Consider the following 25,116-nt stretch of genomic DNA (forward strand, 5'->3'; position numbering starts at 1 on the left):
TCGGCACTAAACTGCCGGTTTAATCAGGCTAAACTAAAATCGCATAAACTTGTGCAAGTTGGATAAAAGGGATATATTTGTATGTTCTTGCGTTGAGAGATGTAGTAGAGACGCAAACTTTTGCGCTTTTGCTGCGTGTAGGTATATATGCAATACACTTCTCTTGCCAGATAAATTAATGTGAATAAATACAGATAGCAATGACAGTTATTTATCCTTCTCCCATCTTTGGTCCTATACATTCCCGCCGTTTGGGAGTATCTTTGGGAATCAATCTGATGCCGGCCGACGGTAAGTTGTGTACGTTCAACTGCATTTATTGCGAATGCGGTTTCAACGAAGACTTCCGTCCCAAGCTTCCCCGTCCCACCCGTGAAGAAGTACGTCAGGCGTTGGAAGCCCGTTTGCAGGATATGCAGGCCAATGGTCCGGCTCCCGATGTGCTGACCTTTGCAGGCAACGGCGAACCGACGGCCCATCCGCACTTTGCCGAAATCATCGACGATACACTGGCCTTGCGCGACCGTTACTTCCCGAATGCCAAAGTCAGCGTGCTGAGCAACTCCACGTTTATCCACAAGCCTGCCGTGTTTGCAGCCCTGAACAAAATAGATAACAACATCCTGAAGCTCGATACCGTGGACGAAGCCTATATCCACGACCTCGACCGTCCTACAGGCCGGTATTCGGTGAACGACATCATCGAAGGCATGAAAGCGTTCAAGGGCCGTTGCATCATTCAGACGATGTTTCTGAAAGGCAGTTACAAAGGCAAAGACATGGACAATACGTCGGACAAGTATGTACTTCCCTGGCTGGAGAAAGTGAAAGAGATCGCTCCGCGTCAGGTAATGATCTACACCATCGACCGCGAAACGCCCGACCACGATCTGTCGAAAGCTACTCACGAAGAACTCGACCGCATTGGTGCGTTGGTCAAAGAAGCAGGATTTGCAGTAAGTGTTTCCTACTGACGTCCGGACAACTGTATCGGCTTAGAATAGTAACGATTTTGAGGGTGTGTCGTAATACGCGATTCACCCTCTTTTCTTTATCAGCGATAAGAGCATAGTTAACTCTTTCAGGCAGCGATATTCTGAAGATAATCTCGATTATTTTGTTCCCAATAGCCTAAAAGAGCGGTAATAAGGCCGTAAAGGTGTTTAATTGGCCAATTTATACCCTCTTTATTCATCTTGGTACACATCTTTTTTATATTGAAGGCGATGGCCAGGAAGGAAAAGTCCATAAGAACCTTGTCCTTCCCAAAATGACGGAAGCGCTTGTAGTTCATGTTGAATTTTATCTGTCCAAATACAGCTTCCGGCTCTATACACCTTTGCCCTCTGTATTTCAACCCTTCTTCGGAACAGAGAAGTTCCCGGGCTTTCTGTTTGTATATCCTGAGTCGGTGATTCAGTTCTATCGTCCTGTTTCCTTTAGCTTTAAAACACAGACATCTTAACGGACATCCTTCGCATCTGACAGCCCTATACCTGACATATTCGACTACATATCCGGATTCGGTTTTCGTATGCCTGGTACCTACCCTCTGCATCTTTTGCCCCATTGGACAGACGCAGTAATCCTGTTCTTCATTGTAGAAAAAGTTTTCGGCCTTAAAAGGATCCGGTTTAAATCTTGGCCGCTGCTCCATGTGGAAATAATTGTATTTGACGTATGCTTCCATCCCGTTTTCCGACATAAAGTGGTAATTCTCTTCTGATCCGTAACCGGAATCAGCAACCACCGTATGAGCCAACTGCCCGTATCTGTCGGCAAAGGACTTCAGAAAGGGAATCATCGTCAAGGTGTCAGTCGGATTCGGGAAAAGAGAATAATCGATAATGAATTGATTTTCCGTAGCAATCTGAAGATTATATCCGGGTTTTGTCTGACCGTTACGCATGGCATCCTCTTTCATTCTCATAAAGGTGGCTTCTTTGTCTGTCTTGGAATAAGAGTTACGGTCCTGAAGATTGTCCAAATGGGTGTTGTATTCCTGAAGCTTATCCCTGTGAGCTTCCAGTTCTTTCAGCTGTTTGTGTTTCTTTTTCAGCTCTGATTTCTGCTCTTTCGTGGAAGGCTCTGCAGTCTGTTCAAGGGCATTGCGTAATTCCCCAGCCATTTCTGTCAATATGGAAGGGGTAAACTCAATTCCATCGTTGTTTTCCGAAGCTTTTTCCTGAGCGATGACGTCATCTATTTGGCTTAACAGAACCCTGATTTTCTTCATCAGTCGTTCACGGTTTCGCTCAACGCTCTTCCGCCATACAAAAGTATATTTGTTGGCCTTGGACTCAATCTTTGTTCCGTCAATATATTCCACATTCAGACTGATGAAGCCTTTGGATGAAAGCAGAAGTACGGTTTGGGTAAACACTTCGTTAATCTCCTTCTTCACCCGATTACGGAAACGGTTGATAGTAATGAAGTCCGGTTTCTCATAACCGGCTAACCAAATGTAATGGATATCACGATGAAGAAGCTTTTCTATTTTCCGGCAGGAGTATATATTGTTCATATAGGCATACAAGATAACCTTTAGCATCATCTTGGGATGGTAAGGACTACGGCCGCATTCTTTGTATAACTTCCTGAAACTTTCAAGATTCAGGCTTTCAACCAAAGCGTCAACCATGCGTACAGGATCGTTTTCTGCAATATCTTCATCGATTCTTTGCGGAAAAAGTACCGTTTGGTTGGGAGTGTATGGACGAAAATGTATCTTTGCCATATGTATAAATCTTTATGCTTAAAGATACAAAATCTTTAGGTAATAACAAAGCCCCAGCTTGTGAAAGTCGGGGCTTTGTGCTAAAAAAAGAAGGTGTGCTTTTTGACACACCTTCATATTTTTTTCCTAACTGGGAAAAAATATTTGCTCTATTCTTGAAGTAAAATCTGTTGGTTTCTTATAATGTTATTTTCTCTAAACGGAGTTTTTTAGACCATTCTTGGTCTGTTTTGGATAATTCTTTCCTTAGTGGCTTTTGCGATATTTGCGATTCAAAAACGTAAACTTAAGGAAAGAAATATGAAGCAAGAACAGCAAAACCAGCAGCCCAAACGTATGAATCCTTATGTAGGATTACTGATGGGTATTTTGATAATACTCTTTCTTAACGGATTGATTGTACCTACCTTAACAGGCGGGCAGATTAAGCCGGCCGATTATGGTACGTTCATTGCCAAGGTAGATAGCGGACTGGTGGAGGAAGTTGTCATCAAGAGCGGACAGATTTATTTTACTGCCAGGGAAGGTAATGTAACTTCAGCCTACCAGACGGGTGCCATCAACGATCCACAACTGGTTGACAGGCTTTTACAGGCAAAGAGTCCGAATAAGGATGGAAAGATAGCTTTCAACCAGATTATCCCGCGCGAAAACTCTCCGTTGCTCAACTTTATACTGATGTGGGTATTGCCGGGGCTGATATTTTACCTCATCTGGCGACAGACCAGTAAAGCCATTCAGTCGCGCATGGGCAGTGGAGGAAACTTTATGTCGTTCGGTAAAAGCGGTGCCAAGATTTATGCCGACGCCGATGTGAAGACTACCTTTGCTGATGTAGCCGGACAAGACGAGGCAAAAGAGACGCTGACCGAAATTGTAGACTTCCTGCACAATCCTAAGAAGTATACCGACATCGGTGCTTCTCTGCCGAAAGGTGCTTTGCTGGTGGGCCCTCCGGGAACGGGAAAAACCTTGATTGCACGTGCTGTTGCAGGTGAGGCTAAAGTGCCGTTTTTTGCTATTTCGGGTTCGGAGTTCGTACAAATGTTTGTGGGTATGGGAGCAGCCAAGGTGCGCGACCTCTTCCGTCAGGCCAATGAAAAGGCACCCTGTATTATCTTTATCGACGAGATAGATGCCATTGGCAAGCGGCGCGATACAGGGTTGGGCGGTAACGACGAGCGCGAACAGACCCTTAACCAACTACTTACCGAAATGGACGGATTTGACGGTCGTAAGGGAGTCGTGATATTGGCAGCCACTAACCGTCCCGAAAGCCTTGACAAAGCCCTGCTTCGTCCCGGTCGTTTCGACCGTCGTATTCAGATGGAACTGTCCGACCTGGAAGGACGGAAAGCCATTCTGGCCGTACACTTGAAGAAGGTGAAATGCGAAAAGATAGATATGGATGTGGTGGCACGGGCTACAGCTGGCTCTTCGGGTGCCGAACTGGCCAACATCGTCAACGAAGCTGCTTTGCGTGCTGTACGTATGGGGCGTAATAAAGTAATTACTGCCGATTTAGAAGAGAGCATAGAAACAGTGATTGCAGGTGCACAAAAGAAGGGTAAGGTGATTTCGGCTGATGAGAAGAAGACGGTGTCTTACCACGAGATAGGACATGCCTTAGTGGCTGCTTTGCGAGCCATTCGGCACCTGTCACAAGATTACCATTGTGCCGCGCACGTCGGGTGCGCTGGGCTATACCATGCAGGTGGACAAAGGCGAGCAGGTACTGATGAGCCGTGAAGATCTCTTCAACCGCATTGCTACCCTGACTGGCGGACGAGCTGCCGAAGAAGTAGTGCTGGGCAGTGTCAGTACGGGGGCTTCGAACGACATTGAGCAGGCTACCCGCCTGGCACGGGCTATGGTTACCCGATATGGTATGAGCGAAAAATACGACATGATGGGACTGGAAACGGTAAACAATGCCTATCTGGGTGGTGATACTTCACTGACCTGTTCGTCGGAAACGGCGGCAGACATCGACCGTGAAGTATTGAAAATGATTACCGAAGCCCATCAGAAAGCCCGTAAGCTTATCTCCGTTCATCTGGACATCATGCACGAGGCAGCCCACTATCTGCTGGATAAGGAAACTATTACGGGCGAGGAGTTCATGGCCATTGTGCGCAAGTATCAACAGTAATTAATGAAAGTAAGAATAGTACGTGGAAAGTATTGGTATCGATGAACTGAAACGTGGCACAAACGAGGCGGTATGTTATGCTGACGATTGCTTGTTTGTGTCGGAAAGCCTGCAGTGCCTGTGTACTTCTGAACCTGTCAGACTCGATTTTTCGCTGATGGTATTTTGCATGGAGGGCTGTGTGGAGTGGGAACAGAACGGCAGTTTCTGCGCATTGCATGAGCATGATTTTGTGATAACCTTGCCTGGCACTTTGCTGACAAACCTTGTGGTAAGCGACGATTGCCGGATGAAAGTTGTCTGTGTTTCCGACCGTTTTCTTCGGCGGATGCTTCGGGCCAGTACCAATGTGTGGCATGTCATTCGGTTTGTCAAGTCCAATCCGCTGAAACATCTTAGCGACAGCGATTTTGAATACTTGCTGCGTTATGTCGATTTGATAAGTATTGAATTGAAGAACGGAGCCAGCATCTATCGTGAAGAGATTGTGCAACACTTGTTTGCCGCCCTTATTTTTGGAATGCTGTCCGACATAAACCGGTGTATGGCTTCAGAAAATGGAACAGATAGAGATAAAACGACGACTCCGGTATATATGTTCCGCCGTTTTATGGAAGAGGTTTCGGCCGATAACGGTTGTCACCGTTCGGTTACTTATTATGCCGGAAGACTTTGCTGTCTTCCTTCTTATCTGTCGCGTATTGTAAAAAAAGTCAGCGGAAGACGTGCTTTAGCCATTATCGACGAGCATGTGATAGACCGTATTGCCTTCGAACTGAAGTATTCGGACAAGTCGGTCAAAGAGATAGCGATGGAATTCGATTTCCCGAATATTTCCTTTTTTTCGAAGTATGTACGCAAACATCTGAAAGTTTCTCCAACCGCTTTTCGCAATATGGCGTTAACGGATGAGAAATAGCTATTGCCATTGTTTCAGATTGTATTCTGCCTCTACTTTCTTTTCTACATCGTCGGGCAGGGCGGGGAAGAAGTCGATGCCTGTGATGCGCTCTACTTGATCCACTGAATTGACGTAGCTGTCCAGCGGACGATTGCCGGAGGTATTCTTATAGATGAAGCCGATGGCGCGTGGCTGCCGGCTGCCGGTGCAGAGAATGACTTTGAAGAAAGCGTCGGGGACGGCTATTTTATGCTTGCTTCCGATGGTGCGTGGCTGGCGGTTGTAGAAGATAGGGCCGCAGGCAATGTAGATAGGTCCTTCCTGTTCGGCCCAGCGGCGGCAGGCTTCTTCCAGTTCTTTCCAGTCGCCGCGGTTCAGGTTGTGGTTCTGTGGGCAGATGTTGGTCATGTAGAAACTTTCCTGCATGGCACGCCAGTGCCAGCGGTTGTCGCCGGCGGGGCACATGTGGCCGCGGTCCCAGCCCGAGTGTTTGTAGTCGTCGGTGGTGACGGCTTTGTCGGTGGGCAGGTCGGGGTCGGGCAGGAATTTGTCGGAACGGCTTTCGCGTTCTACCAGTTTGTCGCGGTTCAGCTCCCACGCCACCCAGTTGGGGACGTTCAGCCAGCTGTTGTAGGATACGGTGTAGCCTTTGCGCTTCAGGATGGTTTCGGACACGTTCTTCAGCGGTGCAGGCAATTCGAGGCCTTGTGCATCGGTTACAGTGGACGATGGTTGCGTGGTGCTGTTCTGCGACAGGTTTTCATTCAGCAGTTGCGGCAGCCGGTCGAGGCGGATGTTGCCCGACTTCAGGGCATTGTTCAGCGGACCGTAACCGATGAAGGCGGCACATACCAGCAGAACAAACCATACCACACCTTTGGAGCTTTTCTTTTTCGATTTTCTTCTTGCCATGACGGGTCTCTAAATAAGGTTTCAGACTCCAAAGGTAGTGATATTTTTCGGACTTGGTTATACTTAATTCATCGGCTCTACCGTATAACCCTGTTCCTGAAGCAGCTTCAGCAAGCCACGCTGACCGGGCAGGTGTCCGGCACCTACAACAACCAGAGTGGGGGACTGCTTCATGATGGCGGGCAGTTGGCGGGCCCAGTCGGCGTTGCGGCGATATATCAGTGCGTCCATTTCTTCGGGGGTACTGTCGCAGGCATTGTTCACCTTTTCTTCGGTGATGGCGAGTAGTTCGTCCAGGTCTTGCTTCATGTAGGCCTGAGTCATGCGCAGGCTTTGGTCGATGCTCTGGTCGATGTGCGTGGCGGTGCAGTGCAGCAGGAGCGCCTGTCGTGTCAGGGCTTGCGAGTTGTAGAGGACGTCTACTTGCAGGGCAATGCTTTCCAGTCCGCCTACTTTCTTTCTGGCCTGCCGTGCCTGTGTCTGAAACCAGGTGTCGAGCTGTTCCTGCGGGTTGAATCCCTTCAGTGATTTCATGGCCAGTGCCACGGCCAGCTGGGTAGTGATGGCAGCAGGTTTCAGCTTATTGAACAGGGCAAGGTCTACGCCCATGTAGTTCTTTACTACAGCAGCAATGGTGTCGTATTGTGCCTGTGTGAACAGGCTTTTCAGTGTAGTGTCGGCCGGTAGCATCATGGCTTGCTGCATCTTCATCATGTTTTCGGGCTTCATGGCTTCGTCCATTACGAGTTCGCCATACACCTGCTCAGTTTGGTCGATGGCCTGTTGCAGGGCAGAGATGCTGTCCTTGATGCTGAGTGGAGCCAGGTGGTGTGTACCCATGACGTACGAAGGGCGGTCGAGTCCGTTGCCCGATACTTTCCATAACAGTTGCGCCTGAGCGCCGAGGGCGATGCAGAGAAGCATCACAAGTGCGAGTGTCTTTTTCATTGCGGTCATTTTTTTATGGTTTTGTTTCATTAGTCGTTGCAGAGTTGTTTTTATTGCAGGTTATTTGTCTTTTGTAAATTCTATATTCCTTATTGTAACGATTGCTATTGCAATGGTCAGGAGCAGGGATATGCAGGCGGCAAACAGGACAGCTTGCCAGAAGTGGTCTTTTATCAGATAGATGAATGCCCAAAAAGAGGCGAAAGCGGTAAGTGCGCCTGCGTAGAAACATCGTTGAAAAGATAAGGGATTCTTCAGTGGGCGTATCGTCTTTCCGCAGTGCGGGCATCGGATGCTGAAGTGGGTACTGATGAAACAGTACTTCAGTCGCGAGGCGATACCTATTGGTTCGGAGCAATAAGGACATTGATTTTTCATCGCATATCTGTTAATGGGTTAGACTGTCTTTTCTTTCTTTTGCTGATGCAAAGTTAGGATGGATTCGAGAGGATTTAGGTTAACGTTGCGTTAATGTTAGGTTAACGTTGGCGATGGCAGAAGTAGGTGCCGTGAAGGCCGCTTGTGATGCGGTTGTAGAACACTTGCACGGCTCGCGAGCCGTGCAAGTGTTGCTCGCGAGCCGTACAAGTGTCCCACAAATGGAATGCAAGTGTTGCTCACGAAGGATGCAAGCGAGGTATTTTTATGGTTCACGTTTCACAGCAAAACGCTCATAATAAGCAGGTTACTGTGAAACGTTATTTGGATAAACCGTGAATGAGCAGAATTCATAGTTCTGTGTGTAGTTACTTTCTTTTTCAGTGATTCTATTTTTCCATTTTCATTACATGAATTGAGACTATAGGGGTCAATCTATTTTCAGGAAAACACATCCGAAGGCAGGACGTGAAAGATTGCCTGTCCTGCTCTATCTTGTTTTTCTTTTTGCAAATGTCCCCCTTCATTATGGTTTCAATTCTTTATTAAACTATTAATTATTAACTTTTTATATATTATCTGTGTCCCCCTTATTTGTCCCCCTGCTTTGCTTTTCTATCTATCTGTTCTTTTCTATTTTTGGACTCATGTATACGGGATATTTATTATTCACTTAAATAATTTAATCTTATGGAAACAAAAAAGTATTATGGAGTAAAAAAAGACAAAGAATTTCCTAGTTACATCAGCGAGTTTTTTCAGGCTTATCCCGAAAAGTTCGAAGAACGGAAGAACCTCGTCAAGCCGGCAATCTACGGTCTGTTGGCTGTGGTTTGTCTGTTCATTGTTATTTTTCCGCAGGTGATTCCCGTGCTGCCTTTGTGGTTCATCAGGGTAGTTGCTGTGATAGGCATCCTCTTTTTCGGAATCGGTGCTTGGATGGCTTCGTCCGATACTTATAATGTAGAGAGTGACGGCAAGGTGAAACAGGTAAACATTAAAAAATTCATCCGCAACGAAACCGATGCGGACAAGATTGTGGAGGCCTTCGTGCATCACGATTTCAGGTACCTGACCGCCCTACCAAGCGGCAACAACCAGCCTGTGCAGCTTCATGTCTACGAGGACGAGGTGGGAAAAGAGATGTACTGCATCCTGACGGCCTACGATTCCAGTTCGAACATTGTGGGGTTGGCCGCCCCCGTCATTCTGAAAGGACATGAATACGAGGATAATGCCGAGTTGATTTATCACATGTGCGACGATGAGGATTAGTATAATCTGGAAAACTTACGAATGACTTATGAGAATACAAATGTTCGTTTGGTTGCTTGCCTTTGTCTTTGTGGGGCAGGCATATGCGCAGAAAGAATATCCCATTGAGCAAGTATCGGTCATCAACGTGGGCGACGGTCGCTTCCTCTACCGCGACCTGAAGACCGACAAGCCGCTCGACGGCGACCGCCGCATTATCGACGGTTATCATTCAGCCTACATCCAGGCGGAGTTCAAGGACGGTTTCTATAACGGTAAGTATGCCGAGTACGAATACAACAAGCTGAAGTGTGAGGGCGCCTACCACGAGGGACGCAAGGAGGGTACCTTCAAGTTTTACGATAGCGAGGGGAGGGTGAAGGAGGAGAAGCCTTACAAGGACGGCAAACTGCATGGCACGCACCGCACCTTCTACACTTCGGGTCAGTCGGAACGTGAAGTGAATTACAAGAACGGCCGCCAGGACGGCAAGGAACTGTATTATGATTATGACGGTACCCTGCGTCGCGAACACAACTACCGCGACGGGCGTCAGGTGGGCAAGCAGTATTCGTTCATACAGGGTACGCACGAGTATTACGAGACTTCCTATTATAACGAACAGGGTCTGCAAGACGGTGAATATACCGAGGTGTACACCTTCGGCCAACCCCGTGTGACGGGTTACTATAAAAACGGACAGAAGGACGGCGTGTGGACGGAGATTGCCGAAAGCGGCGATACGCTCTACATCGCTACCTACCGGGCCGGCCGCGAGGAAGGCCTGCAAGTGCGCTTCAGCCGCGAGACCGGTGCCCGCACCAAGGAGTATTACATGAAAGGCGACCGCCCCGACGGGCTGTATCGTGAATACAATCCCCATAACGGCGAACTCATCTACGAGGCCACCTACCAGTACGGCCGCCTGCACGGCAAGGAACGCCGGTTGGTGCGCGACAACCGTTACGACTATTGGGAGACCTCCACCTTCGTCAACGGCCGCAAGACGGGACCTTTCGAGTCGCGCTACATCAAGAACGACCGTGTGCGCGAGGCAGGCGAGTACCGCAATGGGCACCGCATCGGCCGCTGGAAACTCTATGACATCGACGGCAAGCTGGAGAAGGAATGGGAGGAGACGATGTAAGCATGGGATATTCACCACAGATTACACGGATTGTCACAGATTTCTATTTGCTTAATCATAATCCTAAATTCCGCAGCATTTTAGTTTAACTTATTTTATAAGTACCTGAGCAACAAAAAGTTGCTCAGGATTTTGCCATGTCAGATTTTTCACCTATCTTAGTGTTGCAAATCAAAATATGTATCAAACCCGACAGACATGGCAAAGGTAGCAATAAAATCTGAGAAACTCTCTCCTTTTGGAGGAATTTTTTCAATAATGGAGCAATTTGACTCCAATCTCTCATCTGTAATCGACTCAACCCTCGGTATGAGATGTAGGCTGTATGGTTATCAATACAGCGAAATCATCCGTTCGCTTATGAGCGTTTATTTCTGTGGCGGCTCATGCATAGAGGATGTCACCACTCATCTGATGTATCACCTCTCGCTTCATCCGACACTTCGCACATGCAGTGCCGACACGATTCTCAGAGCCATAAAGGAACTGACCCAGGATAACATTTCCTACACATCCGACACTGGCAAGACCTACGACTTAAACACGGCAGACATGCTGAATACACTGCTCCTCAATTGCCTATTGTCCACAGGGCAGCTGAAAGATGGCGAGGGGTATGACGTTGACTTCGACCACCAGTTCATAGAGGCTGAGAAGTTTGATGCGAAACCCACATACAAGAAGTTTCTCGGATACCGTCCTGGCGTGGCGGTTATTGGCGACTTGATTGTCGGCATTGAGAACAGCGACGGCAACACAAATGTCCGTTTCCACCAGAAGGACACGCTGAAGAGGTTCTTTGAAAGGTTTGAAAAGAACAAGCTTATGATCAACCGTTTCAGAGCTGATTGCGGCTCGTGTTCTGAAGAGATAGTGGAAGAGATTGCTAAACACTGCAAGACCTTCTATATCCGTGCCAACCGATGCAGTTCGCTCTACAATGACATCTTTGCCCTCAGAGGTTGGAAGAAAGTGGAATTGGGCGGCATTGAGTTTGAGCTGGCCTCCATTCTCATCGAGAAATGGAAAGGGAAGGCATACCGTCTTGTGATTCAAAGACAGAAGCGGATAGACGGCGAACTCGACCTGTGGGAAGGAGAATACACCTACCGCTGCATCCTTACAAATGACTACGAGTCTTCCGAGAAAGAGATTGTCGAATTCTATAACCTCCGTGGAGGGAAGGAACGCATCTTCGATGACATGAATAACGGATTCGGCTGGAACAGGCTTCCAAAATCCTTCATGGGAGAAAACACGGTGTTTCTTCTGCTTACGGCACTCATACGCAACTTCTATAAATTCATCATGGCGAGGCTTGACGTGAAGAGGTTCGGACTCAAAGCAACAAGCCGCATCAAGGCGTTTGTCTTCAAGTTCATCTCTGTGCCAGCCAAATGGGTCAGGACATCAAGGCAGTATGTGCTGAATATCTATTCATGCAACAACGCTTATGCTGATGTGTTCCAGAATGACTTTGGATGACACCGACAACTTATGGTCGTGATTTTGCGTATTGCCTCAAGTCGCATGGTGGGGTAAGGGGATTTAATGCGTCTTTGTGGCGATTTTTGCTGCGTTGCACCCTCTTTTGCCACAGTGTCGCTACCTTTTTGACCTCTGTGTCATCTTATGAGGGCGGTTGCGGATTTGAGGATAATAAACAATCTGTGTGAATCCGTGTAATTCGTGGTGATAAGAAATACTTGGAATACACACCTTTAAAAATGGAATATGAATTTATTTGATGACTTTTTGCAAAAATATCCTCCTACGGGCCAATTGCAGAAACCTTCGGAAGAGGTTTTGAACCAATTTAGGAATCGGCTCCCTGCTGAGTTGTTGGAATTCTGGCAGGCATACGGATTTGGTAACTACGGCAACGGCCTGCTCAAGGTAATTGATCCCAACGACTATGCCGACTACTTTTATGTCTGGTTGGGCGGGGAGAATCCCACACGCATTCCCATCATGCTGACCGGTTTTGGTAACATCCTTTACTACCGTAAGCTGACTGATAGCGTAAGCGACATTGCTCTGCTCGACATTCACCATCGCTGTACTGATGTGTGTGCATACAGTTTTGGGGAATTCATACAACTTCTGACTGATGATGAAGCCGCGGGACCGTTGCTGGATAAAACGCTTTTCGGCCAGGCTCTTGAGAAATGCGGTTCACTTGCCGGCAACGAAGTCTTCTTCTTTGTGCCGGCACTGGCATTGGGGGGAAGCGAGTCAATCGCTTCGGTCGACAAGGGCGATGCAGTGGTGCATCAGTGCCTGCTTTTCGACCTGTTGAACCCGCAGGATGACGAAGACGATGAGGAGGCGGACGAAAATAATCCGTGGTCTGACGCCTACGTGGCCCAGCCGCATGTCTTTGAGCGCGAGGATGGTTCGTTGATGGTGAACTTCACCCTGACCGATACCGTAGACACCGTCTTGCCCGAAGTGCCCGAAAAGCTCTATGCCGTCGAGGGCCACGAAATCGGCCTCTGGGTGCTGACTTTCTTCAGCTACGACGACGAGCAGAACATCGGGATGCTGGAATACCACACCGCTCTTCAGGCCCTCCGTCCCTACGTGGTAGATGAGGCCGACGGCCATGTGCTGCTCCGCGGCCTCAGCCTGGAGGAGATGAAACAGGTGTAGCAAGGCGTATTTGGTGCTATTGGACGATTGGGTGTTGCATCATCGTAGCTTGCCTGGTGTTGCGTGGCTGCAGGACGCACTGGTATGTAGTACCGATTGCGACAGGTATTATCTTTATGATAACTCGATAATCCGGATTAATCGTTACATGGATGTAAGTGATTGGGAAACATATAAGTAAGGTATAGGTTATCAAAATATCCGATACTTGTTATAAACGAAGTAGTATTAATATTCGACTTAAAATAGTAAATATGAAGATAATAGATTGGATATTACTTTTTCTTGTAACGTTTTTTATTGTTTTAGATAGCGTGAAAGCAAATCCATTGCAGCAAGATACTATAAGAGATGTAACCTATCAACTTTATCCGTTGGGAGTTGCTTGCTGTAATAATGATATGGCAACCATAAAACGGTTGCTCGCAGGAAAAGATGAACCTATGGCAATGGGTAACGATTTTTATGAGTTTGATATATTCTATACGGCAATTTACTTTGACAAAGAAGATGTATTGGAATATGCCCTTACTCGATATGAGGACATTAATAATAGAGTTTATAGTGACGAATATGGGCTAACGCTCTTGACATACGCCTGTAAATTGTCTAACATAAAGTTAGCCCGTATCTTGCTGGAGCATGGCATTAACGTAAATGGTTACCAAAGTCCATACGATACCTATAAAGTATATCCGATTATGGAAGCCATTGCCAATAATAACATAGAATTGGTAAAGTTACTTTTAGAATATCATGCAGACCTTGATATAAAGGACAGTAACGGAAACACCCCTCTTGCTTTGGCAAAGGAAATGGATGCAAAAGAAATTAAAGATTTGCTTTTGCAATGGATGAAACAACCAATAGAATAATGCTAATAATGCAAGATAATGGCAAGCCGTTTCCTGCTGGACTATTAGTGATAACAACATTCAAAATAAAAAATAGATATGATTACATACGCGATAAATATTATACTTATAACGATTTCACTATCGCTACTCTTTTTATTAAGAAAGAAAAAGTACAAAGCCGGAAAGAAAATAATAATACTGATAGTCTGTTTTTCGATAGGTCTATATATTTTTTTACAATTAATGATGTTGTTATATTTCTTCTTAGGTGATTTCTCCGCAGAAGCATTATGGTGAAAATATCACTAACAACGCGGATAATGACAAGCCGTTTCACTGTTCACTATCAGATATAACGAGTATGAAAGTGTTTTTATTATATAGTTTGTTCCTTTTACCGCTTTGCCATGTTTCAGCAATGAACAGCTATATGGAACAGAATTCTGCAGAAGATTATGCTCTGGTAGAACCGGATACTCTTTATATAGAAAAGGAAGAGACTGATTTTGAAATCATATATCGGCTATGCTTCTACAAGCATGATAAAAGATATGTTGTTTTTGAGTTAAAGACGACAGATTGCAGTAGCATTGACTTCGTTCAGAGTTATAAGAGGAATGGAGTAAGAAGGTTTGATTGCTTTGCTGTGTATGATAATGTGGCAGACGGAAATCGTTTCTTATTCTTTGACTATGAAAGCTGGATTACTTATATAACGCCTACCTGCTTTTCCGGTTTCTATCCGATATGCAGTTCTGTGAATTTTTCAAACATGGAAGTTCTGTTGGAAAATGAGGGCTCCAAACTGAAACTGTCGGATGATACATTGTGTGTTGCCAGCGAGGTCTCTTATTTGCCTTTTAGTCGTACTTATCGGATGATAAAGGCAAAGTTTGTTCCATACTTGCATATTGAAAAGGAAATGGAACAACACACTTGTACCCCATCGACGAATAGTTGGATAAAGGGGTGGGGAGCGGAGATCGGACAGGAGGACTTGTCGGGACTCTTTGCTGGCTTGACTCTGACAGGAATTTGGGGTGAGGGATGCGGAAGAATTGATATCCGTCTTGAGGAAGCCCACAAGACGGGTAGGGGAACGTATACAGTGAAAGGTGCAAGCCGCATCCGCCTGTCGGTAATCCGTCTCTTCAGGGGGACGATACGGATAGACAGCATTCTCGGCGGGTTGGGGTTGAAAGACGAGTGCATCAATATGGACGGTTTCGTCTATGGGCGTTATGTGTTCAGAGAGTACGGAGCAGATAGTTTGAAAACTTATTATTGCGGTCATTTCAGGCAGGCTTACCGGAACAATGAACAACGGGTGGAGAAGGGAAGGAACGACATTACGGAGCTTCGCATGAACTTGTCCGAATATACGGGTCATCGGCAGGCAGCGGACGGCAGAAAGGAAGTGTGTTCGTGGGCAGATGCTTTCATTCCCGGTGCGCCGAAGGATTTCTGCGTAATTAATGACGCGGGCGAATGGGTGATAACACCGAAATACCGGAAAGAGGGTTGGGACAATCTGTATGATGCCTATTTTAACGACAGCCTGACTGACGACGAGGTGCGGAAAGCACGGTTGGCGGAAGAAGGTGAGTGGTGGCCGGAGGCAACGGATATTCCTTTTTTTATGAACTGTAATGATTAAAAGAAGATAATGATGAACTTGAAGGACTATTCGACCGACGAACTGCTGCTGATGGCACACGACCTTACGGGTGAGCTGTCGGACGGGCAGGTGCGGCAGGTCAAGCTGGAACTGTACCGCCGGGGTGTGGACGATGAAGCGATAGCCGGCATTATGGATGAGAAGGAAGAGGCCTTCATGCGGAGGCTGGATGATGCCGCCCGTGCCGGACAGGCGCGCAGGGACAGGCAGAACGAGCGGAACCGCCGTGTAGGCTATCGTTGGTGGGAGATGTTGCCGCTGTTTCTTTTCGCCCCCTTTTACCTGCTGACCCCCATGCGGCATCTGGTGGACACACTCATCCTGCTGCCGGTCTGCCTGCTCAGTCGGACGCCTGTCAACCTGGGCGAAGGCCTGTTTGTCGAGTTGAGGCGGCTCAGGGAGGAAAAGTATGACCACAAGTTCAGGCAACGACTCTTCCTGCTGGTAGCCGGCAATCTTTGCTGGCTGGTCTATGCGTGGACGGTGATAATGAAATATGGAATTTGAAGGAAGACAATAAAAGACGGACAGATATGGATATACAAGATTTGTACGAACGCGTGTACGACGGCCATGAGGGTCGGTTGTTGCGCCCCACTGCCTTCATCGCTCAGGCAGATTTTTTCACTGCTCTATGTGCTATGCTTGGAGAACGGATGGGTGTCCGAAAAGGCTGAAGGGACCGTTCTGCTGATTTTCGCCGGAGTTTATACGTGGGTGTCGTGGCGACTGATGCGCATGGGGTATGTTTCCGACAGGTTCGGTTTTCGTTCCTACCCGATGACTCTGCTGGAAACCAGCGGCCTGCTGATGATGGTTCTCCGATGGCTGCCTGTTCGGGGCAGTATGTCGAGGCCGTTTTGTGCCAACTGTTTGCCCTGACGGGCTATTTGAATACGTTTTACTTTTATGAGCAGAAAGAGACTGAAAGCAAAAACAGGTGAAAGCCGGAACGATGAGCACTTCCGGTTCTATATGGATTCTGGGCGTGAACGGAAACCTCTGCCGGCGGGACGGATGGCCTGCTGGCAATTTGGAGGCAAAAAAAGAGGAAGTCCTTTGCTTATACGTGGCAGGATATTGCTATCTTTGGTCTCTCTGTAGATTTTGTTTGTAATAATTGATTAAACTATGTTTGGAAAAAATAACCATCTCTGTCTGTCCCTGTTGTTGGGAGCCTGTCTCCTGCTGGCTGCCTGCGGCCCTGACCGTCGGGTAGCCCTGGCTGAACGGCTGATGGCTGAGCGGCAGACGGACAGTGCCGTGGCCGTGATGTACGATATTGATTACCCTTCGCGCCTCTCGGGCCGCGATTATGCCCTCCGTGCCCTCCTCTTGGCTGAGGCTGCCCATCGTAATGGTCAGTTGACTGCCTCGACCGACACCTTGCTGATACCTGCCATCGAGTATTTCACTCGTTCGGGCGACTCGTCCTATGCCGAACGGGCGCTCTACTGTAAGGGCCATCTGGAACGCAGGCTCTACCATTCCGAGGCTTCCATACAGGCGTTCATGCAGGCCTTGTCTTTCCTGCAGGGCAGCGGTGACTACGAGCAGCTCTATCGGGTGAATACTTGGCTGGGCGTGGTGTGCATGGGGCAGGGCGATTATGCCGCCAAGGTGAAGTATTCCAAGGAGGCGCTGAAGGCAGCTATCGGCCTGGGAAACATGTTTTACAAGAACATGGCCCTATGCGACATCTCCACGGGCTACTACTTCCTGAACCGGCAGGACAGCGCCCTCCACTATGCGCAGGCCGCCTACGATGCCGCTCTGGCCGACTCGGTGCCCCGCCAGCTGCTGCACGTCTACAACAACCTGGGCACCATCTACGCCGAGCTCGGACAGCCCGCCTTGGCGCTGGAGTATATTGACCGCTCCATGGCTCTCCGTCCCGCCACCGACACCATTGCCCTGCAAAGCCTCTACACGACCAAGAGCTACCTGTTCGGGCAGATGGCGCGCTACGACTCCGCGGCTCATTACTACCGCCTCTCGGCCGTAAGCTCCTCGCCCAGCGTCCGTGCCGATGCTTTCCGCTACATGGCCGAGATCAAGCACCGTACGGGCAATGACCGCGAGGCCTATGCACTGCTTTCGGACTTCATCACCCTGGCCGACAGCCTGCGCGACGCCCGCTACACGGAAGAGACCATTGCCCTACAGGAGAGCTACCGCCACGAGCAGCTCTCGATGGAGAACCTCTACTGGCGCGCCCAGGCCGCCAGCCGCAAGACCGACCTGCTGCTGATGACCGTCGCTTTCCTGCTGCTTGCCTGGTTCGTCACCATTGTCTGCCTGCTCTACCGCCGCAGCCGGCGTAGGGTGAAAATCCAGCAGCGCTACCTGCACACACAGGCCGAGGAACTGGAGCAGGAGCGTGAAACCTCTTCGCTGCACCGGCAGCGTGTGGCCGAGATGGAGCAGAAGGAGGCGCGCCTCAAGGCCACTTTCTTCCGTCGCCTCAGCCAGCGGGTACTTCAGGGCATTGCCAATGGAGACAATGTCATCCTCTCCGACGAGGATTGGGAAGATATTGTGCAGAATGCTGACACCATTTTCGACGGTTTCACCCGTCGCCTCCGTCAACGCTATCCCGCCCTGAACCAGGACGACTTGCGCTATTGCTGCATGGTGAAGATGCAGCTCTCCCAGTTGGAGATGTCGCAGGTCATGCACCTGGAGAAGGACTCCGTGAAGAAGCGCCTTAAGCGCATCCGTATGGAGAAGATGGGTGCCGACGGCGGCGTGACGCTGGAAGAACTGCTGAGGGAGTTCTGACGGCATCCGGTTGTTTTCGGGCACGGATGAGGAGGAGATATAAGGGGAAGGATGGTCTGCAGACTTCCGCTTGCTCCGTGCCTGAAGCGGAAAGTTCCCTGATTTGACATACTCTCAAGTCAAATGTCCCCCTCCTTACCCTTCCTTCTTTTACCTTCAACAGTCTTTCTGTCAGCTGTTTATTCCTTGTTTTAAGGGGATCCATTTGTCCCCCTCTTCCGTTTCCGTATTTTCAGATTAGCTGTTACTTTTGCTTGTGTGAAAAGTGAAGTAATTGCTAATGTTTTTTAGAAAGGAAAGCCTATGGTGATAGTTTATGCAATGGCAGGTGTGGCGGTGTTGCTGGTTCTTTGGTATATCTGGACGGCCAACAACCTGATAGCCAAACGGAACAGGGTGAAGCAGTGCCGCAGCAGCATCTGCGTAGTATTGAAGCAGCGGAACGACCTGATTCCCAATCTGGTGGCAGCTGTAAAGACGTATATGGGGCACGAGAGCGAGGTGTTGGTGCGCATCGCCGAGCTGCGTTCGCGCCTGTCGCCTTCGGCCTCGGAGGGCGAACAGATCAGGGCGGGTAGCGAACTGTCTTCCCTGCTGTCCAGGCTGAACGTGTCGGTGGAGGACTATCCCGGACTGAAAGCCGACGCACAGTTTCATCGCCTGCAGGCCAATCTGGAAGAGATGGAGTTGCAGTTGCAGGCCATCCGCCGTACCTTCAACGCGGCGGTGACGGACTATAACAACACCATCGAGATGTTCCCCTCGTGCATCGTGGCGCGCAGTCGGCACCATTGTGCAGAGAAACTGATAGAGATACCCGATCAGGAACAGCGCAATGTGAATGTGGCAGACTTATTCAAGAAATAACGATGGAAACGATTGATTTTAAGGCATTGGAAACGGAGCTGCACGGCGAGCTTGTCCGTGTGGAGAGGTGGCGCCGCGTGGTGAGGGTGCTGAGTGTGGTGGTCTATTCGCTGGTGTTCGCCTGGTTTATGTTTGTGCTGTTCGGCGGCACGTTGCTGGCTCGGATGGGTTGGCATGATTATAGTGCGCTGACGCGGACGGTGGTACCTGTCTTTATTGGACTGGTAGTTCTCAGTTTTGCGCTGACACGCAGTCTGTCCGCCTTCCATGAGCGCGAGGAGGCCGCCATGCGCAGGGCGATGCAGGCTATGTTGCCTGGTGTGCGCTTCCTGCCCCTTTCCGAATGCGAGGTGGACAACAGTCTGCTGACAGGCAGCCGTTTGTTCACAGTTTCCTACGGCGATCCGAGGCTGGCGATGGACTGTTACGGCGAGGTGGAGACAGGCAGCGGAAGCATGCTGCGCATGGCCGACGTGGGCGTCTCCTACGGATGGATGAACCGCTGGCAGTATCATCCCGTAATGGGGTACGTTGTCATGGTCTACCGCCATGTGCTGCGTCCGCTTTTTGCCTCGCGCATGGAGAGCAGCGCGCACAACTTCCGCGGCATGTTCGGCTGGTGCCGGACATCGCGCCGCTACGAGGGCGATATCCTGGTGCTGCCTGACCACTTGGAGGACAAGGCGGGCTATCTGGCTCATCACGTGCAAGCCCTGCAAAAGCGCTTCCATGCCCGCCTTGTCCGTCTGGAAGACCCTGAGTTTGAGCGCCGCTTCGTGGTGTATGCCGATAACGAAGTGTCTGCCCGCATGTTGCTGACGCCTGCCATGATGCGGCGGATGACTGCCCTGCGCGACGCCTTCGGACGCGACCTGATGTTCTCCTTCAGCCGCGGCTGCCTCTACTACGCCGCCTCCATGCCCCAAGGTTTCCTGCGTTTGCGTCCCGCTTTGCTGGGCGGAGGGCGGATGCTGGAGACGGTCTACAACGACATCACCCTGTCGGGGAGGGTGGCGGACGAATTGGGAGTCAGTTAACTGTTTGCCGGGTAAAATCTTGCTTTTGAAACCTGAGTTAGTAAAAACCTGGCAGGTTCTCAGTAAAAACCCGGGGAGTTTTCAGTAAAAACTCGTGGGGTTTGCAGTAAAAAGCCGTGGAGAATTGGAGGAAAACCCGTGGAGAATCAGAAGCAGTGACGGGAAGAGGCCGAAAAAAGGGAAGCTTGTATGGAACTTATTGGCGCTGCAAACCAATATTAAAAACAAAACTTAAATTACCCATTAATCATTATATCATGAATGGAGTAGGTAGGATTCTTTTGTTCTCCGGCCTTTCTTCATTCCGTAAATCTATTATTGTATGAAACAGACACCTGTCTTTATTCCGCCTCTGACGGATTCCACACAGAGTTCCGTCCGTATGGAGGCTTACGAGAAGAGCGTAGACCTTTATGGTCAGGGAGCCTATTTGGAGTCCTTCCACAGCCTGCTCGATTATCTGAATGCCGGTTTCCGCTCCAAGTACGGTAATGCGGAAGGCACCGAGTTTCACATTCCCCACGGTTCCATCCTGGTGCATATCCGCATAGCGGACAATATGGTCAGCGTGGTGGCCGACTTCCTGCGCCTGCCCGAGAAGGGGCGCGTGGCCATGCTGCGCCAAGTGGCCGACCTCAACCTGAACAAGCTGCTCCTGCCCCGTTTCGTAAAAGAGGGCGAGCAGCTGAAGATGGAGTATTCCTGCCCTTTGTCGCAAAGTCATCCCCACAAGATGTTCTACGTGCTGCAGAACATCTGCCACGTCGGCGACAAGTACGACGATGAGTTCTGCACCAGGTTCGGCGCCACTCGTTGCTACGAGCCGCAGGTCATGCCCTATCCGCCCGAAGAGGTGGAGCGCATCTATGAAGCCATCCAGGCACTGGGAAAAACCACACTCGAAGCCCTGAAGGAGTACGACGGCGACCGCCGCTACGGCTATTCGTGGAATGTACTCGACACGGCTTTCTACCAGATTTCCTACTTTGCCCGTCCGCAGGGACAGCTACTCAACGAACTGGAGAAGGCCGTGGACGACATGGATGCCGAGCGGCCCATTGTAGAAGTACTGGCCAGGGGGAAAGCCTTTCTGGAGAAGTTGCTTGCTACTCCTCGCGAGAAACTGGCCGAAGACCTTTACTACACTGATACGCTGGTCTCCACCAAGCGGCGCTCCTCGCTGAAGAACATTCAAGAGCATTTCCGGAGTGTCTATCAGGAGGCGGCCGAGGCCATGCAGAACGACAACTACGAGCGCAGTGCCGTGCGCCTGCTCTACGCCTTCTACGAGGCTTACTTTTACAACGACATGCAGGATGACATCAACCGTATCCTGTCCAAGGCCCTCAAAGCGGCAGGCGGACAGACGGTGGAGAAGGCGTCGGAAATCCTCTATGAGGCAATGGACCGCATCATGGACGGCGATCTGGATGATGATTTCCTGCCCGACTTTTCCGGCTTGGAAGGGCTGGCGAGCGGCGAAGACACTGCCGAAGCCATGCAACAGCAGATGGCAATGGCCATGCAGATGCAGCAACAGGTGTATCAGGCCATGGCAAGCGACGACATGCAGCAGTTGCAGCAGCAGATGGCAGCAGCCATGATGCGCGGCGACATGGCCGAGTATGCCCGGCTCGTGGCCGAGATACAGAAGAAGGCGATGGGACTGTAGAATGGTAAAGAAGGCTTTAGCCACTATAACTTCTTAACTCATAAAGAAATATCAAAAACGGAACTTAAAACGAAAAGACATAGAAACGATGGATCAGAATATCTATAAACTAGTGTACAAGGTGACGCACGCAGGCGGGTCGGGAAGTTGCTTCTACCTGAAGGCGTACGACCTGTTTGTGACGAACTACCATGTGGTCAGTGGCTTCCACTCCGTAGCCCTGCACGACAACGACCGCCGTCCCTACCTGGCTCGGGTGGTGCTGGTGAACCCTTCGCTGGACATTGCCCTGCTGGCTGCCGAAGGCGACTTCTCGCACCTGCCCGATTTGGGTCTCGCTTTCGACGACTCGCTGGAGATAGGCGGCAAGGTGAGCGTGGCGGGCTATCCCTACGGCATGCCTTTCACGGTGACGGAGGGGTCGGTCTCGTCGCCTAAACAGCTGGTGGACGGTAAGTACTATATACAGACCGATGCGGCCGTGAACCCCGGCAACTCGGGCGGACCCATCTTCAACGAACGCAACGAGGTGGTGGGAGTCACGGTGAGCAAGCTCAACAACGCCGACAACATGGGCTTCGGCATCCGGGTGGAGGCGCTCCGCAAGCTGCTCGATTCGGCAGGCGGTATAGACCGTTCCTGTTTCCAGGTGCAGTGTGACAGTTGCGATGAGCTGATAGCCGGCGAAGAGGACTATTGTCCCTCGTGCGGTGAGAAACTGCCCGAAGGCATCTTTGCCGAGCGCGAACCCTCGCCCTTGGCCATCTTCTGCGAGCAGGCCATCGGCGAGATGGGCGTCAACCCCGTGCTGGCACGCGACGGCTACGACTCGTGGACTTTCCACAAGGGCAGTTCGGAGATACGTATCTTCGTCTACGACAACACCTACCTGTTTGCCGTCTCGCCTATCAACCTGCTGCCCAAGAAGGAGGTGGAGCCGGTGCTCGACTACATGCTGTCCGAGGATTTTTCGCCCTACAAGATGGGTATCGAGGGCCGACAGATATACCTGGCTTACCGCCTCCATCTGTCCGACCTGACCGACAGCTCGGAAGACGAAATCCGCCGCAACCTGGTGAACCTGGCCCTGCGCGCCGACGAGATGGACAACCTGATGGTGGACCGCTTCGGCTGCGAGCTCTCGGAGTATTCGCGTCAGGACAACGGCTGACGGATGACCATGCTGGCACAGTGCCGTGAAGGCCGCTTGTGATGCGGTTGTAGAACACTTGCACGGCTCGCGAGCCGTGCAAGTGTTGCTCGCGAGCCGTACAAGTGTCCCACAAATGGAATGCAAGTGTTGCTCACGAAGGATGCAAGCGAGGTATTTTTATGGTTCACGTTTCACAGCAAAACAGCTCATAATAAGCATGTTGCTGTGAAAGGTCACGCATCGGGGACGTTTCGGCTCAAATGTCGATGCCCATGATGTAATCGTTCATATAATATCCGTTTCCGATGGGGAAGTCGCCTTCGCGCACTTTTGTCATGCCCATGTGCTGGTAGAAGCCTAAAGCGGGGTTGTGGCGGTTTACGTTCAGTTCCATGCGGCAGGGAGCGGGATGCACTTCCTTGATGTATCGGATGGCTTCGCGGAAGAGGAACTTGCCGCAATGTGCCTTCTGAAAGTAGGGTAGTACGTATATCTTTTGCAGGTGAAACAGGTCTTCGCCTTCGGGCTGTACGGAAACGTAGCCTGCTGCTTCGCACTCTTCGTAGGCGATGAGGTAGACGTGGCCTTCTTCTTCCATCTGCTTGCGGATGTTTTCGGGCGAATACATCCAGTCCATCATGTAATCTATCTGTTCGGGTGTAAGGATGCTGCGATAGGTGGCAGGGAATACCTGCTGCGCCAGTTTCTGAATGAGTTCGCAGTCGGCGACGGTTGCTTTTCTGATAGTGAACATTTGTGGTTTCTTTTTAATGGTTATTTGTGACTTTATTCAAGCGCCTTTTGCGGGAAAGCCTTTTTCACGAACGTGCTGTCGTTCCGTTGGCGGTAGGTTACGGTTTGCCGGCGGGTGGAATCGTTGGGGATGGCGGTCACGTCGCCCTGAGTGGTGAAGTAGACGTAACTGCCCGACCACGAGTCGTAGAAGCGGTATACCCGGCATCCGTCGTGCTCGAAAAGGTAGCTGACACGGTAGTCGGGATTGTTGGCCGATTGGGATTCTGAAACGGAACGTTGCATGACGCAAGAGGTGACGGCCATGCCTGCCAGCAGCAGGAAAGCAGAGGTTCGGAGAATTTTTTTCATTTTTATGGTTATTGTTTGAACCCAAAGATACACAGATTTGTTTCTATTTCAGGTATCTTGCCGGACAATTATTGTTAACATGCAGATTGACGTCTGTGCCTGTCGCTTTTTTTATTGCAGCACGAAGCCGATAGATTTTCTTTATCGGTCGATAGAAAAATCCGATGGAATTTAGTGCCGGATATCACAATATGTTTTCATACATTTGCAGCACAAGAAACAATCAATACAGAATATTAACCTATTAAAAAGAAACGATTATGACTAAGAGTATCAAAGGAACCCGCACAGAGAAGAATCTGATGACTTCATTCGCCGGCGAATCGCAGGCACGTATGCGTTACACTTACTTTGCCAGCGTGGCCAAGAAGGAAGGTTACGAACAGATTGCTGCCATCTTCCTGGAGACTGCCGAGCAGGAGAAAGAACACGCAAAGCGTATGTTCAAGTGGCTCGAAGGCGGCATGGTAGAGATTACAGCCAGCTATCCCGCAGGTGTGATCGGTACAACCCTCCAGAACTTGCAGGCTGCCGCTGCCGGCGAGAACGAAGAGTGGTCACTCGACTATCCCAAGTTTGCCGACATCGCCGATGAAGAAGGTTTCCCCGAAATCGCCCTGATGTACCGCAACATCGCTGTAGCCGAGAAGGGACACGAAGAGCGTTATCTGGCTTTCGTGAAGAACATCGAGAATGCTACCGTATTTGCCAAGGAAGGTGAAGTGGTATGGCAGTGCCGCAACTGCGGATTCATCTATACAGGTAAGGAAGCTCCCGAGCTGTGCCCTGCTTGCCTCCATCCGCAAGCTTACTTCGAAGTGAAGAAAGAAAACTGGTAAGATACGGATTACCATAAACAATCAACCCCATTGGCGGAGCCGAACGG

The 25,116-nt window shown here is 49.8% G+C and carries 26 protein-coding genes; 20 read left to right on the top strand and 6 right to left on the bottom strand.

Going from position 1 to position 25,116, the window contains the following annotated elements; genetic code table 11:
- Positions 1-200: 200 nt before the first annotated feature.
- Positions 201-974, top strand: a complete 774-nt coding sequence (locus tag BQ5591_RS01825) for a radical SAM protein (protein WP_071148210.1) — start codon at positions 201-203, stop codon at positions 972-974.
- A gap of 107 nt (positions 975-1,081) precedes the next feature.
- Here the strand turns inward: BQ5591_RS01825 and BQ5591_RS01830 are convergent, their stop codons facing one another.
- The gene (locus BQ5591_RS01830; RefSeq protein ID WP_071148211.1) at positions 1,082-2,737 is read right to left on the bottom strand and encodes an IS1182 family transposase; all 1,656 of its coding nucleotides are present in this window, start codon (positions 2,735-2,737) and stop codon (positions 1,082-1,084) included.
- Between the two features lie 14 nt (positions 2,738-2,751).
- Between BQ5591_RS01830 and BQ5591_RS21285 the strand changes: the two genes are divergently transcribed.
- From BQ5591_RS21285 to BQ5591_RS01840, 4 genes are all read left to right on the top strand, one after another.
- Positions 2,752-2,901: a hypothetical protein gene (locus tag BQ5591_RS21285; RefSeq protein WP_159434408.1), complete on the top strand. Its 150-nt coding sequence runs from the start codon at positions 2,752-2,754 to the stop codon at positions 2,899-2,901.
- A 136-nt stretch (positions 2,902-3,037) separates the two neighbouring features.
- The gene (locus BQ5591_RS01835; RefSeq protein WP_235817017.1) at positions 3,038-4,486 is read left to right on the top strand and encodes an ATP-dependent metallopeptidase FtsH/Yme1/Tma family protein; all 1,449 of its coding nucleotides are present in this window, start codon (positions 3,038-3,040) and stop codon (positions 4,484-4,486) included.
- The gene (locus tag BQ5591_RS21730; protein ID WP_235817018.1) at positions 4,413-4,889 is read left to right on the top strand and encodes an ATP-dependent metallopeptidase FtsH/Yme1/Tma family protein; all 477 of its coding nucleotides are present in this window, start codon (positions 4,413-4,415) and stop codon (positions 4,887-4,889) included. The genes BQ5591_RS01835 and BQ5591_RS21730 overlap by 74 nt, the downstream gene beginning before the upstream one ends.
- Positions 4,890-4,911: 22 nt before the next feature.
- Positions 4,912-5,808, top strand: a complete 897-nt coding sequence (locus BQ5591_RS01840) for a helix-turn-helix domain-containing protein (RefSeq protein ID WP_071148212.1) — start codon at positions 4,912-4,914, stop codon at positions 5,806-5,808.
- Here the strand turns inward: BQ5591_RS01840 and BQ5591_RS01845 are convergent, their stop codons facing one another.
- The 3 genes from BQ5591_RS01845 to BQ5591_RS21290 all read right to left on the bottom strand — a co-directional run bounded on the left by BQ5591_RS01845 (position 5,809) and on the right by BQ5591_RS21290 (position 8,028).
- Positions 5,809-6,702: a DNA/RNA non-specific endonuclease gene (locus BQ5591_RS01845; protein WP_071148213.1), complete on the bottom strand. Its 894-nt coding sequence runs from the start codon at positions 6,700-6,702 to the stop codon at positions 5,809-5,811.
- A 63-nt stretch (positions 6,703-6,765) separates the two neighbouring features.
- Complete coding sequence (locus BQ5591_RS01850; RefSeq protein WP_071148555.1) at positions 6,766-7,650, bottom strand: TraB/GumN family protein; 885 nt, start codon at positions 7,648-7,650, stop codon at positions 6,766-6,768.
- Positions 7,651-7,710: 60 nt separating this feature from the next.
- Complete coding sequence (locus BQ5591_RS21290; protein ID WP_159434409.1) at positions 7,711-8,028, bottom strand: hypothetical protein; 318 nt, start codon at positions 8,026-8,028, stop codon at positions 7,711-7,713.
- Between the two features lie 690 nt (positions 8,029-8,718).
- On the opposite strand from BQ5591_RS21290, the gene BQ5591_RS01855 reads away from it, so the two are divergent.
- From BQ5591_RS01855 to BQ5591_RS01915, 14 genes are all read left to right on the top strand, one after another.
- The gene (locus BQ5591_RS01855; protein WP_071148214.1) at positions 8,719-9,303 is read left to right on the top strand and encodes a hypothetical protein; all 585 of its coding nucleotides are present in this window, start codon (positions 8,719-8,721) and stop codon (positions 9,301-9,303) included.
- 28 nt (positions 9,304-9,331) lie between these two features.
- Positions 9,332-10,429 carry a toxin-antitoxin system YwqK family antitoxin gene (locus BQ5591_RS01860; RefSeq protein ID WP_071148215.1) on the top strand — a complete coding sequence of 366 codons (1,098 nt, stop codon included), beginning with the start codon at positions 9,332-9,334 and terminating at the stop codon, positions 10,427-10,429.
- Between the two features lie 198 nt (positions 10,430-10,627).
- Complete coding sequence (locus tag BQ5591_RS01865; protein ID WP_071147970.1) at positions 10,628-11,914, top strand: IS1380 family transposase; 1,287 nt, start codon at positions 10,628-10,630, stop codon at positions 11,912-11,914.
- Between the two features lie 249 nt (positions 11,915-12,163).
- Positions 12,164-13,081, top strand: coding sequence for a GAD-like domain-containing protein (locus tag BQ5591_RS01870; RefSeq protein WP_071148216.1), 918 nt, complete (start codon positions 12,164-12,166; stop codon positions 13,079-13,081).
- A 254-nt stretch (positions 13,082-13,335) separates the two neighbouring features.
- Complete coding sequence (locus BQ5591_RS01875; protein ID WP_071148217.1) at positions 13,336-13,956, top strand: ankyrin repeat domain-containing protein; 621 nt, start codon at positions 13,336-13,338, stop codon at positions 13,954-13,956.
- Between the two features lie 412 nt (positions 13,957-14,368).
- Complete coding sequence (locus BQ5591_RS21735) at positions 14,369-15,595, top strand: hypothetical protein (RefSeq protein ID WP_235817019.1); 1,227 nt, start codon at positions 14,369-14,371, stop codon at positions 15,593-15,595.
- 12 nt (positions 15,596-15,607) lie between these two features.
- Positions 15,608-16,123, top strand: a complete 516-nt coding sequence (locus tag BQ5591_RS01890) for a transcription initiation factor IID (RefSeq protein ID WP_071148557.1) — start codon at positions 15,608-15,610, stop codon at positions 16,121-16,123.
- A 26-nt stretch (positions 16,124-16,149) separates the two neighbouring features.
- Entirely contained in the window at positions 16,150-16,293 is a 144-nt protein-coding gene (locus BQ5591_RS21295; protein WP_159434410.1) for a hypothetical protein, read from the top strand.
- A complete protein-coding gene (locus tag BQ5591_RS21300; protein ID WP_159434411.1) occupies positions 16,277-16,498 on the top strand; it encodes a hypothetical protein in 222 nt (73 codons plus the stop codon). The genes BQ5591_RS21295 and BQ5591_RS21300 overlap by 17 nt, the downstream gene beginning before the upstream one ends.
- A gap of 249 nt (positions 16,499-16,747) precedes the next feature.
- Positions 16,748-18,397 carry a hypothetical protein gene (locus tag BQ5591_RS01895; protein WP_071148219.1) on the top strand — a complete coding sequence of 550 codons (1,650 nt, stop codon included), beginning with the start codon at positions 16,748-16,750 and terminating at the stop codon, positions 18,395-18,397.
- A 303-nt stretch (positions 18,398-18,700) separates the two neighbouring features.
- Entirely contained in the window at positions 18,701-19,264 is a 564-nt protein-coding gene (locus tag BQ5591_RS01900) for a LemA family protein (RefSeq protein ID WP_071148220.1), read from the top strand.
- Positions 19,265-19,323: 59 nt separating this feature from the next.
- On the top strand, positions 19,324-20,301 hold the full coding sequence (locus BQ5591_RS01905; RefSeq protein ID WP_235817020.1) for a DUF3137 domain-containing protein: 978 nt from the start codon (positions 19,324-19,326) through the stop codon (positions 20,299-20,301).
- A 322-nt stretch (positions 20,302-20,623) separates the two neighbouring features.
- The gene (locus tag BQ5591_RS01910; protein WP_071148222.1) at positions 20,624-21,973 is read left to right on the top strand and encodes a T3SS (YopN, CesT) and YbjN peptide-binding chaperone 1; all 1,350 of its coding nucleotides are present in this window, start codon (positions 20,624-20,626) and stop codon (positions 21,971-21,973) included.
- A gap of 88 nt (positions 21,974-22,061) precedes the next feature.
- Positions 22,062-23,144 carry a trypsin-like peptidase domain-containing protein gene (locus BQ5591_RS01915; RefSeq protein WP_071148223.1) on the top strand — a complete coding sequence of 361 codons (1,083 nt, stop codon included), beginning with the start codon at positions 22,062-22,064 and terminating at the stop codon, positions 23,142-23,144.
- 238 nt (positions 23,145-23,382) lie between these two features.
- Here the strand turns inward: BQ5591_RS01915 and BQ5591_RS01920 are convergent, their stop codons facing one another.
- Positions 23,383-23,880: a GNAT family N-acetyltransferase gene (locus BQ5591_RS01920; RefSeq protein ID WP_022163197.1), complete on the bottom strand. Its 498-nt coding sequence runs from the start codon at positions 23,878-23,880 to the stop codon at positions 23,383-23,385.
- Positions 23,881-23,912: 32 nt separating this feature from the next.
- Positions 23,913-24,230: a DUF4884 domain-containing protein gene (locus tag BQ5591_RS01925; protein ID WP_071148224.1), complete on the bottom strand. Its 318-nt coding sequence runs from the start codon at positions 24,228-24,230 to the stop codon at positions 23,913-23,915.
- A gap of 260 nt (positions 24,231-24,490) precedes the next feature.
- Here BQ5591_RS01925 and rbr point away from each other — a divergent pair, with 260 nt between their 5' ends.
- The gene (gene rbr, locus BQ5591_RS01930) at positions 24,491-25,069 is read left to right on the top strand and encodes a rubrerythrin (protein WP_022163199.1); all 579 of its coding nucleotides are present in this window, start codon (positions 24,491-24,493) and stop codon (positions 25,067-25,069) included.
- The last annotated feature ends 47 nt before the right edge of the window (positions 25,070-25,116 follow it).

The sequence above is a fragment of the Bacteroides ndongoniae genome (genome assembly GCF_900108345.1).
GTDB classification, from domain to species: domain Bacteria; phylum Bacteroidota; class Bacteroidia; order Bacteroidales; family Bacteroidaceae; genus Bacteroides; species Bacteroides ndongoniae.

Excerpts from the sequence above, each read along its gene's own strand:
- BQ5591_RS01825 (WP_071148210.1), top strand. The coding sequence starts at position 201 with ATGACAGTTATTTATCCTTCTCCCATCTTTGGTCCTATACATTCCCGC.
- BQ5591_RS01830 (WP_071148211.1), bottom strand. The coding sequence starts at position 2,737 with ATGGCAAAGATACATTTTCGTCCATACACTCCCAACCAAACGGTACTT.
- BQ5591_RS21285 (WP_159434408.1), top strand. The coding sequence starts at position 2,752 with ATGCTTAAAGATACAAAATCTTTAGGTAATAACAAAGCCCCAGCTTGT.
- BQ5591_RS01835 (WP_235817017.1), top strand. The coding sequence starts at position 3,038 with ATGAAGCAAGAACAGCAAAACCAGCAGCCCAAACGTATGAATCCTTAT.
- BQ5591_RS01845 (WP_071148213.1), bottom strand. The coding sequence starts at position 6,702 with ATGGCAAGAAGAAAATCGAAAAAGAAAAGCTCCAAAGGTGTGGTATGG.
- BQ5591_RS01850 (WP_071148555.1), bottom strand. The coding sequence starts at position 7,650 with ATGAAAAAGACACTCGCACTTGTGATGCTTCTCTGCATCGCCCTCGGC.
- BQ5591_RS21290 (WP_159434409.1), bottom strand. The coding sequence starts at position 8,028 with ATGAAAAATCAATGTCCTTATTGCTCCGAACCAATAGGTATCGCCTCG.
- BQ5591_RS01855 (WP_071148214.1), top strand. The coding sequence starts at position 8,719 with ATGGAAACAAAAAAGTATTATGGAGTAAAAAAAGACAAAGAATTTCCT.
- BQ5591_RS01860 (WP_071148215.1), top strand. The coding sequence starts at position 9,332 with ATGAGAATACAAATGTTCGTTTGGTTGCTTGCCTTTGTCTTTGTGGGG.
- BQ5591_RS01865 (WP_071147970.1), top strand. The coding sequence starts at position 10,628 with ATGGCAAAGGTAGCAATAAAATCTGAGAAACTCTCTCCTTTTGGAGGA.
- BQ5591_RS01870 (WP_071148216.1), top strand. The coding sequence starts at position 12,164 with ATGAATTTATTTGATGACTTTTTGCAAAAATATCCTCCTACGGGCCAA.
- BQ5591_RS01875 (WP_071148217.1), top strand. The coding sequence starts at position 13,336 with ATGAAGATAATAGATTGGATATTACTTTTTCTTGTAACGTTTTTTATT.
- BQ5591_RS21735 (WP_235817019.1), top strand. The coding sequence starts at position 14,369 with ATGGAACAGAATTCTGCAGAAGATTATGCTCTGGTAGAACCGGATACT.
- BQ5591_RS01890 (WP_071148557.1), top strand. The coding sequence starts at position 15,608 with ATGAACTTGAAGGACTATTCGACCGACGAACTGCTGCTGATGGCACAC.
- BQ5591_RS21295 (WP_159434410.1), top strand. The coding sequence starts at position 16,150 with ATGGATATACAAGATTTGTACGAACGCGTGTACGACGGCCATGAGGGT.
- BQ5591_RS01895 (WP_071148219.1), top strand. The coding sequence starts at position 16,748 with ATGTTTGGAAAAAATAACCATCTCTGTCTGTCCCTGTTGTTGGGAGCC.
- BQ5591_RS01900 (WP_071148220.1), top strand. The coding sequence starts at position 18,701 with ATGGTGATAGTTTATGCAATGGCAGGTGTGGCGGTGTTGCTGGTTCTT.
- BQ5591_RS01910 (WP_071148222.1), top strand. The coding sequence starts at position 20,624 with ATGAAACAGACACCTGTCTTTATTCCGCCTCTGACGGATTCCACACAG.
- BQ5591_RS01915 (WP_071148223.1), top strand. The coding sequence starts at position 22,062 with ATGGATCAGAATATCTATAAACTAGTGTACAAGGTGACGCACGCAGGC.
- BQ5591_RS01920 (WP_022163197.1), bottom strand. The coding sequence starts at position 23,880 with ATGTTCACTATCAGAAAAGCAACCGTCGCCGACTGCGAACTCATTCAG.
- BQ5591_RS01925 (WP_071148224.1), bottom strand. The coding sequence starts at position 24,230 with ATGAAAAAAATTCTCCGAACCTCTGCTTTCCTGCTGCTGGCAGGCATG.
- rbr (WP_022163199.1), top strand. The coding sequence starts at position 24,491 with ATGACTAAGAGTATCAAAGGAACCCGCACAGAGAAGAATCTGATGACT.